The organism is Cyanobium gracile UHCC 0281 (assembly GCF_034931305.1).
Taxonomy (GTDB): domain Bacteria; phylum Cyanobacteriota; class Cyanobacteriia; order PCC-6307; family Cyanobiaceae; genus Cyanobium; species Cyanobium gracile_A.
The window spans coordinates 1-9004 of record NZ_JAYGHY010000083.1; the positions used below are offsets into that span (position 1 = coordinate 1).

At 69.6% G+C, this 9004-nt stretch carries 4 protein-coding genes and 1 pseudogene; 1 reads left to right on the top strand and 4 read right to left on the bottom strand.

Going from position 1 to position 9004, the window contains the following annotated elements:
* Positions 1–2220 (top strand): annotated as a pseudogene (locus VB739_RS15460) (hypothetical protein); the annotation flags it as partial.
* Positions 2221–2249: 29 nt separating this feature from the next.
* On the opposite strand, the gene VB739_RS15465 reads toward VB739_RS15460, so the two are convergent.
* The 4 genes from VB739_RS15465 to VB739_RS15480 all read right to left on the bottom strand — a co-directional run.
* The gene (locus tag VB739_RS15465) at positions 2250–3719 is read right to left on the bottom strand and encodes an HlyD family efflux transporter periplasmic adaptor subunit (RefSeq protein ID WP_323357921.1); all 1470 of its coding nucleotides are present in this window, start codon (positions 3717–3719) and stop codon (positions 2250–2252) included.
* Positions 3716–6811, bottom strand: a complete 3096-nt coding sequence (locus tag VB739_RS15470) for a peptidase domain-containing ABC transporter (RefSeq protein WP_323357922.1) — start codon at positions 6809–6811, stop codon at positions 3716–3718. The genes VB739_RS15465 and VB739_RS15470 overlap by 4 nt, the downstream gene beginning before the upstream one ends.
* Before the next feature lie 3 nt (positions 6812–6814).
* Positions 6815–7630: a hypothetical protein gene (locus VB739_RS15475; RefSeq protein WP_323357923.1), complete on the bottom strand. Its 816-nt coding sequence runs from the start codon at positions 7628–7630 to the stop codon at positions 6815–6817.
* 48 nt (positions 7631–7678) lie between these two features.
* Positions 7679–9004, bottom strand: a 1326-nt coding sequence (locus tag VB739_RS15480; protein ID WP_416233350.1) for a calcium-binding protein, incomplete at its 5' end; no start/stop codon positions are given.

Consider the following 9004-nt stretch of genomic DNA (forward strand, 5'->3'; position numbering starts at 1 on the left):
GCCGGTGCCCCCGCCAGCCCCTCCCAGGAGCTGCCACCCGCCGCAGCCGGCTCCCTGGCCGCGGGCTCCTCTTCCCAGCCCCTGGCCGTCGCTGCGGCCCGCCTCGAAGCCACCCGCCCCACGGCATCGCCCCCCGTGACGGACATGGACGCGGGCAGGGAGACCGCCGCTGCCACAACCACAACCACGACCACGACCATGGCCATGGCAGCGGAGCCCGAGATCCCCTCGCTCAGGGTGGTGCTCCGCAGCAACGAAGGGATCGTCAGCCGCTCGGTGGAGGGGGCAGCCAGCACCAGCTTCCGGAACGAACTCGGGGCCATCACCGACGCGGTGATCGACCTGCGCAACGTCGCCACCCCCCTGGTGGAGGTGAGCTCCGATCGGCGGCTCAACCTGCTCAGCCTTTCGGTGCTCAACGACGCCGATCTGACGATGGAGAGCCGGAACACAGGTCTGAATCAGGCGCGGCTGCTGTTCGGCCCCGAGGCCAACGACATCCGCCTGCAGGTCTCCGACGTCATCGACCTCGCCCTGCTGGCCGGCGGCACCGCCCGGGGGCAGATCCTGGAGTCCCTCATCGGCATGCTGGACAGCCAGCTCCAGGACATCGGCGGTGGCGGTTCCCTGGAGCTCAGCAGCCTGGCCCGCTTCCAGCTCCGGGCCCCGACGGCCCCGGAGCACCGCCAGCTGGGGATCGATCTGCTGTCCCAGGCGATGCAGAACAGCTCCATCCTCCTGGGGGATGGGGACGACCGGGTCACCATCTCCAGCGGATTTCAGGACCTGGAGGGGTCAGGCCCTGGCCTGATCCTGGACATCCCCTCCCCCCAGACCGGGCAGGACGATGCCTCCCTGCAGCTGCGGGCCCGCGCCCTTGGACTGGTCGACAGCCTGCTGGATGTGGGAGGCGGCGACGATCTGGTCAGCATCAGCGTCCGGCTCGAGGGCCCGGACGGACGGGAGGGCGAACTCCAGCGGATCGCCCTGATGCAGTCGGAGGTGCTGCTCGGGGATGGCGATGACCAGCTGACGGTGGAGGGTGCCGTGATCGATTCGCGCCTTTCGCTGGGAAGCGGTTCCAACGAGCTGCTGGTCAACGGCAGCGTAGCGTCGTCCACCGTGGCGCTGGCACCGGATTCCAGCAATGCCATCCGACTGGCGGACGGCGACGACGGATTGACCCTGACGCTGGCATCCGGGGAAAGGGCGGCGGTGACGCTCGACACGGCGGCGGGGGATGATCTGATCCTGCTGCCGGCGGCGGCCCTGTCCGGGTCGGTCGACGGCGGCGACGGGGTCGACACCCTCAGGAACGTTGCCGACGCCGAAACGTCCGAGGAACTCCATCCGGACGACCGTGGCGCCGACCCCCTGCCGGTCCGCCTGGATGGCCCCGGAGAAGGGAGCATCGGATCGCTGAACTTCCGTGGGCTGGAGAATCTCGCACTCGGGGACGGGGATGCGGTGGTGTCGATGGGGGCCCGGGGGGTGCTCGACGGGGTGCTGGAAGCGGGGAACGGCGTGGATGGGCTCGACTACGGCGCCTGGCAGGAGTCGGTGAGCGTCGATCTCCGCCAGGGCGAGGCGAGCGGCATCCTGGGGGGCATCAGCGGCTTCGAGGCGGTGCGGGGCGGGGCGGGAGACGACCGGCTGGTCGCCGCTGCCGACACCCTGCGGCTCGAGGGTGGGGACGGAGACGACACGTTCGAGCTGGATCTTTCCGCCCGGCCGCCGGCCGGGACCGCAGCGGCCGCCGACCTGGTGGTCAGCGGCGGTCAGGGTCGCGATCGTTTCGTCCTGGCGGGCTTGGAGGCCATCCGCGCGATGGCGGCCGGCAGCAAGGTCGTCCTGCCGGTGCTGGCCGACCTGGAACTCAGGCCGTCCACGACGGCCGATGGCATCGGTCTCACCGACCAGGTCTCCTTGCGACTGGTGGGCGTTCTACCCGGGGCGGCGGGGAACGTGATCGACCTGACGCCGTCAGGGCTCGACGGGATCGGCCAGGCCCGGCTGCTGCCGATCGCTCCCCTCGATCAGCTGGTCGCCGGCATGGACGCCCGAAGCACCGGGATCGACCAGCTGGCGATCGCCACCGGGGAGCTGGGCAGCCGGCTGGTGCTGCTGGGATCCGACAGGAGCGTCACCGCCCTCGCCCAGCTGCCGGGCCTGCAATCGGCCGGGCTCCCCGCCAGTGGCGAGGCCATGGCGGTGGCTTAGCCGTCAGCGGGTGGGTGGTGGCTTGGCGGTCAGCGGATGGTGCGGGTGGCGTCCAGGAAGCCTCCCACCCGATCGTTGAGCAGGGCCAGCACCGGCCGCGAGCCCAGCTGCACCATCCCCGTCACCGCCATGCCGGCCTGGAGGGGATAGGACTGGCCCCGGCGACCCAGGCTGGTGCGATCGAGACGCACGATCGCGGGGAAGGACTCCTGCCCCGTGCGCTGATCAGGGGGCAGCGCATCCGCCCCCACGCGCACCACGGTGCCCTGGAGGGAGCCGTAATCGGTGAACGGAAGCGAGGTCACCCGCACGTCCACCGGCATTCCCGGCCGCAGGAAGGCGATGTCCCGGTTGGAGATCGCCAGTTCCGCCTCCAGTCCCTCCTGCCCCACCAGCTTCAGCAGCGGACGGCCCGGGGTGGGGAGCTCTCCGGCCCGGGCCTGGAGGTCGAACACCCTCCCCGGACGGGGCGCCACCACCCGGCCGAGGCGGAGACGCTCCTCCAACTGACCCAGCCGGGTGGTGGTCTCCAGGAGACGCTGGCGGGCCTCGTCATAGCGGTCCCAGAGCCGGCGGGCATTTTCGGTGCCCACCTGTTCCTGGTTGGTCAAGCTCTCGACCACCCCGCTGCCGGCGGCGGCCATCTGCTGCTCGGTGCGCCGGATGGTGCTCAGCAGATCCATCTGGCGCTCGTCCTGACGCTCCAGCTCCAGATGGGAGATGGCGCCCTCCCGGGCCAGCTGGGCCATGCGGGCGCGGATGTTGGCATTGAGGGCGTAGCGGGACCGCAACGCCTCCAGCACGTCGGCCTGTTCCCGCTCACCGGCCTGGCTGCGTCGCAGCCGCTGCAGGGCCACCCGATGACGCAGCTGGATGTCCCTGCGCTCCAGGGCCAGCACCTGCCGCTCCTCCCGGCTGCTCCCCGGCAGGGGAGGGAGGTTCAGCTGCCGGGCGGCCTGGTTCACCTGCCTGCGCCAGAGATCGGCCTGGGCCAGCAGGTCGCGGCGCTCGCGGCGGGCCTGGCGGCTGTCGAATTCCACCAGCACGTCGCCGGTCTTCACCGTCTGTCCGTCCCGGACCCGGACCCGCTGGATCGGAGCGGTGAACGGGGGAAGCACCGCGAGGGTGCCGCCGATGGGACGCAGCTTGCCCGTGGTGCTGATCGAGGAATCGATCCGGGCCACGGAGCCGTAGATCACACCGAAGCCGGTCAGCCCGATCAGGCTCCAGACGATGGCGCGGCTCCAGCCGCGGGTGGAACGGGGCAGATGGGTGCGACGGCGACTGCGGGAGAGGCGCACCAGGGGCAGGGTGGCCTCCTCGGGGGGAGCCAGGGTGGCCGTGCGGGCGGCCTGGCTGCCGGTGGCCTGGGATGTTGCGTGGCTGTGGCTATTGCTGTGGCCGTGGCCGTGGCTGTGGCTGTGGCCGTTGCCGTTGCCGTTGCCGTTGCCATGGGCTGTGCCATGGCCATTGCCGTTGCCGTTGCTGGAAGGACTCATGGTTCGATCGCTCCTGGGGGGATGACCGGATGCGCTCCACGCCCAGCGGCCACGGCCAGGGGCGGCGGGGCGGGGGAACTGCTCGGGGAGGAGCGCCCCTGCTGGCGGAAGAGCGCGTAGTAGGGCCCACGGGCCGCCATCAGCTCGTCATGGGTGCCCACCTCGAGCACGGCACCCTGACCCATGCAGACGATCATGTCGGCCTTCACGATCGACGAGAGCCGATGGGTGATGAACAGCACCGTGCAGCCCTGGAGGGCCTGCATCAGGTTTTCACTCACCACCCGCTCGGTCTGGTAGTCGAGGGCGGAGGTGGCCTCGTCCATGATCAGCAGCCGTGGTCGCTGCAGGATCGTGCGGGCGATGGCGATGCGCTGGCGCTGGCCGCCGGAGAGGCTGCTGCCCCGTTCGCCCACCTCGGTGGAATAGCCGGCGGGTAATTCCATGATGAAGTCATGGGCGGCGGCGATGCGGGCGGCCTCGATCACCTCCTCGGTGCTGGCCTCCGGGTTGGTGAGGGTGATGTTCTCCTCCACCGAACCGTCGAACAGCACCGTGTCCTGGGGAACGATGCCGAGCTGTCGGCGCAGGGAATGGAGTTCCACCTTGGCGATGTCGATGCCGTCGACCAGCACCACCCCCTCCTCCGGGGCATACAGACGCGCCAGCAACTTGGTGAGGGTGCTCTTGCCCGATCCGCTGGTGCCCACGATGGCCACGAAGGTGCCCCTGGGGATGTCCAGGTTCAGGCCCTTGAGCAGAAGCGGGGAAGAGGACTTGTAGCGGAAGGAGATGGACCGGAAGCTGATCTCCCCCTGGATGGGGGGCATGATCAGCCGGGTGGCGTTGTCGGCAGGGGCCTCCTGGGGATGGTCGATCACGTCGCTGAGGCGCTCCAGGGACAGGGCGGTCTCCTGCACGGACTGCCAGATGGAGGTCATCCGCAGCAGCGGTCCGGTGACATAGCCCGCGATGATGCGGAAGGCGATCAGTTCCCCCAGGCTCAGCGATCCGGACAGCACCATGCCGGCACCGGCCCAGATGACGATCAACCCGGAGAGCTTGTTGAGAAATCCGCTGATCGAGCTGGCCGTGGTGCCCACCAGGGTGTTGTCGAATCCATCCGCCACGTAATCGGTGTAGAGGTCCTGCCACTTCCAGCGACTGCGCAGTTCGATGTTCTGCGCCTTGACCGTCATCATGCTGCTGAGCACCTCCACCAGGTGGCTCTGCGTGCGGGCGTTGGCCACGGCCCGGTTCTGCAGCTGCAGACGCACGATCGGTGACACCACCAGCACCAGCAGCACCAGAAACGGCACCACCGCGAGGGTGAGCAGGGTCAGCTGCCAGCTGTAGATCAGCATCACCCCGATGTACAGAACCGAGAAGATGGCGTCGAGGATGGTGGTCAGCGCGGTTCCGGTGAGGAAGCCGCGCACCTTCTCCAGTTCCGCGATGCGGCTGCTCACTTCCCCCACCGGCCGGCGGTCGAAGTAGCTGAGGGGAAGACGAAGCAGATGATCGATGATCTGGGTTCCCAGGCTCAGATCGATGCGGTTCGTGGTGTCCACGAACAGAAAGGTGCGCAGACACAGGAGCAGACCCTCGAACAGGGCGAAGACCACCAGCAGCACACCGAGCACCCCGAGGGCACTGGGGCTGTTGTTGATGATCACCTTGTCGATCACCTGCTGGATCAGCAGCGGATTGACCAGACCGAAGAGCTGCACGAAGAAGCTGGCCAGCAGCACCTCCATCAGCACCGTGCGGTGCTGGCGCAGCGCCGGCAGGAACCAGCGGAAGCCGAAGCGGCGCTGCGGCGTCAGGTCGTTGACCCTCAGCGTCAGAACATCCCCCGCCTCACCCCACTGCTCGCGGAACTCGGCCAGGGTGAGCTCCTGGTTGCCGACGGCCGGAATCCCCAGCACCAGCGACTTGGCACTGCAGCGGTAGATCACCGCCAGACCATCTCCCCAGCGGATCATCAGGGGGGGGGTCAGCCGGGGCAGGGCCGCCGCCTGGATCGCCAGCAGCTGGGTCTGCAGGCCCATCGATTCGGCTACGGCACCCGCCAGCGGCAGGGAGGATTCACCGTGCCGCTGCACCTGGTCGCCGAACACGCGGCGCATCATGTCCCGGCGGAAGGGAAGGTTGAGATGCTGGCTGAGCATCAGGAAGGCGGCGATCGGCGACTCCAGTGGCCCGATGCCCTTCACCCAGGGGAAGGCGTCGGGTCCCCGCCGCTCCCCGTCGGCCGGTTCCACCACCACGCTGACGTCGATGGGCTCCGCCGCGGCAATCCCGGCGGGCTCCAGGGTCCGGCGCTGCTGCTCCCAGCGGGTGAGCAGCCTGGCGTGCCAGCCGTTGTCTGCACGGCCGGTCTCCTCTGAGGAGGGTGGCTCCAGGATGGCGGCCAGTCGCTGGCGATCGAGGCCCAGCACCCGGAGGGGTTCCCCGGCCTCGATGGGCTCTTCGCTGGTGAGGGACTGGCCGAGGGGCAGCGGGCCGCCCGCCACCAGCCACAACCGCTCTCCCTGGAGAGGAGGGAGGGCGGCGGGGTCCGCGGCCGTCCAGGTCAGGGCGAGGCTGCCATCCGCCAGCTGGGTCGCCGCTTCCACCACCTCCTGGGAGAGGGCCCGGGGATAGTCCTGCAGGTGGGCATCGAGGACCGCGAACAGCTCCGACGGATTGACGCTGCTCCGGACCCGCTCGGCCAGGGCCGGGTGGCGCCCCATCTCCCGCTGCAGGGCCTCGTGGGGAAGGGCCACCACCACCAGATCGGTGGAGGCGATCAGGGTCTCCCAGCAGCGCCCGCAGCTGACCAGGGTCCACCCCATCACGGTGCCCGGTTGCAGCCGCTGCAGGGTGGCCACGCCCCGGGGCAGACGGCTGGAGAAGACGACGGCCCGGGCCGTTCCCTCCAGTAGGAAATAGAGCCGGGTCGGCGGCTGGTCGACCCGGCTGATGGGCTGGCCCTGCTGGAAACGCTGCAGCTGGGCCTGGGAGGCGAGGTGCTCCAGCGCCTCCTCCGGCTGGTCGGCCAGGAATGGGAAGCAGCGCAGCAGCTCCTCGATGCGGGTGGTGGTGGCCATGGCTCAGCCTCCCGCCACAGCCAGCGCCGGAGCCGGTACCGCAGCCAGCGGGGCCTGCTCGGCGGCGAGGGAGTGGCGCAGCTCCGCCAGGACCGCTTCGATGCAGGAGTGCAGGTCCGGTTGCAGCAGTTCCTCGAGGAGGCGGTGGCGCAGGTCCTCGCTCAGGCTGGCAGGTCGGCGATGTTCGAGCCGCACCACCAGGATCGCCTGCTCCAGCAGGAAGGGGGGATGGATGTCCCCCACCGCCAGAGAGCCCAGCACTCCGCGCAGGGTGGGGTTCAGCTGGGACAGTTCGATCGGGCCGACGATGCCGCGCGTGATGCTTTCGTCCCCGATCGAATAGCGGCTGGCCAGCTCCCCGAAACCGGCACCGTCATCGACCAGCCGGAGATAGAGCTCCTCGGCGAGACCCTGCTGGGGCAGCCGCAGGAGCCGGAACACCACCTGCTCCAGATCTGCACGGCGTTCGAGGAAATGGGCCTCCACCCGCTCGCCGTAGCGATCCTCCAGCGCCTTCTGGTGGCGGAGGTGATCCCAACGCTGCCGCACCGTGTCCCGCAGGTCCTCGGGCAGGGTGGCGATCCAGTCGCCCTCCAGGCTGGAGGGGGCGGGGCAGGGCAGTCCGGCGCAGACCCGGCTCAGCACCGCCTGCCGTTCCTCCTCCGTGAAGCGGACGTCCTCCCGCAGGGCCTTCAGGGCCAGATCCCGGGCCAGCGCCTGGAGCAGCCCGTGCTGGTCGAGCAGCTCGTGCAGCGGCCGGCGGGCCATGGCATCAAGGGCGCTGCGGAGATCGAGGTGGAGCCGGGAAACAGGAAGCATGGGTCAAAGCCACGGGGAACGATCGGAACCGGGCAGGGCACCCTCCGCTCAGCTGCCGCTGCCGAAGTGGATGTTGGATTTGGTGAGGACGGACGGATCGGACATGTTCACGGTCCCGAGGCTCTGGCTGCCGTGTTTCCAGTTCCCATCGGCATCGAACATCAGCTGGCGGGTGTCGGTGGCGTAGGCGAGCGAGGGAGATCCGATGCCGAGGGAGCGGATGTCGGCCAGGGTTCCGACCACGACACCCAGCTGACTGTTCGCCGGCCCGTCACGGACCACCAGCTGCCCGTTCTGCACGCCGAAGATGGCCCCCTGGGTGTCCCAGAGGGACTGGGTGAGCGAGCCAAGGGAACTGCTCAGTTCGAGAATGTCGCCGCGGCTGGCATCGAAGTTGCTCATCGTGTCGGCACGCAGCACCTGGCCGCCCTGGAGCAGCTCACCGCTCTGCCAGAGGTCCTGTTTCTGCTGGGTCCCCAGCCCCGCCCAGAAGGCGGGATCGGCGAGCCGCTCCGCGAAGGACGCCCCGGGAGCGGCGCTGCGGCTGGCAGCATCCAGGGCCGCCCCGGCGTTGGACTGCAGAAACGTGTTCTGGCCGCTGCCGCCCAGCACCAGGTCCTGGCCGAAACCGCCGTCCAGCAGGTTGCCGTCACCGGCGGCCACGTCCACCGTGTCGTTGCCGAAACCACCGTTGAGCCGGTTGCCCACGGCCAGCTGACTCACCTGGACGCTGTCATTGCCGAAGCCCCCGTCCAGAACGGAGCTGCGGGCCCTCTCCAGAAGGATGGCGTCATTGTCAGTGCCGGTGTCGATCCGGCTGCCACTGGCGGAGCCAAACACCCCATCGCTGCCGGAACCGGTGTGGATGAGACTGTTGCGGATGCCATCAAAGCCTCCGTCTCCTCCCGTCAGGGCAGAGGCATCCAGGAAGGTGTTGGGTGAGATCGTCCCATTCCCATCCGCATCCACCCCGGCCTCCTGCTCGGTGAGAATGCGGCCCATCACCACATCGTTGCCGGAGCCGGTGAGCACCGTGGAGCGGTCGATGCCCGCCGCATCCATCGAGGGCAGCAGGCCCACGGCCGGAGGTGCGGCAAAGCCCCCCATGGCCATCACGGTGGCATCGCCGCCGTTGCTCTGGATGTCGCTGCCGAGGATGCCGATGCCGCGCAGGCTGCGCAGCGTCACCGCCTCCGGTGCCGCAGCGGCGGCGGCCGGGGCGGTCTCCAGCAGTGCCAGACCGGATCCCGTGAACAGCACGGCACCGCTGCCGGGCCCCCGCAATGCGGCATGGTCGATGCCGATGGCCGTGGCCGACAGGTCGGCCGGAAGGGCGGCGCTCGGCGGTGCGCCGGCCAGGCCCAGGGTGGCGGC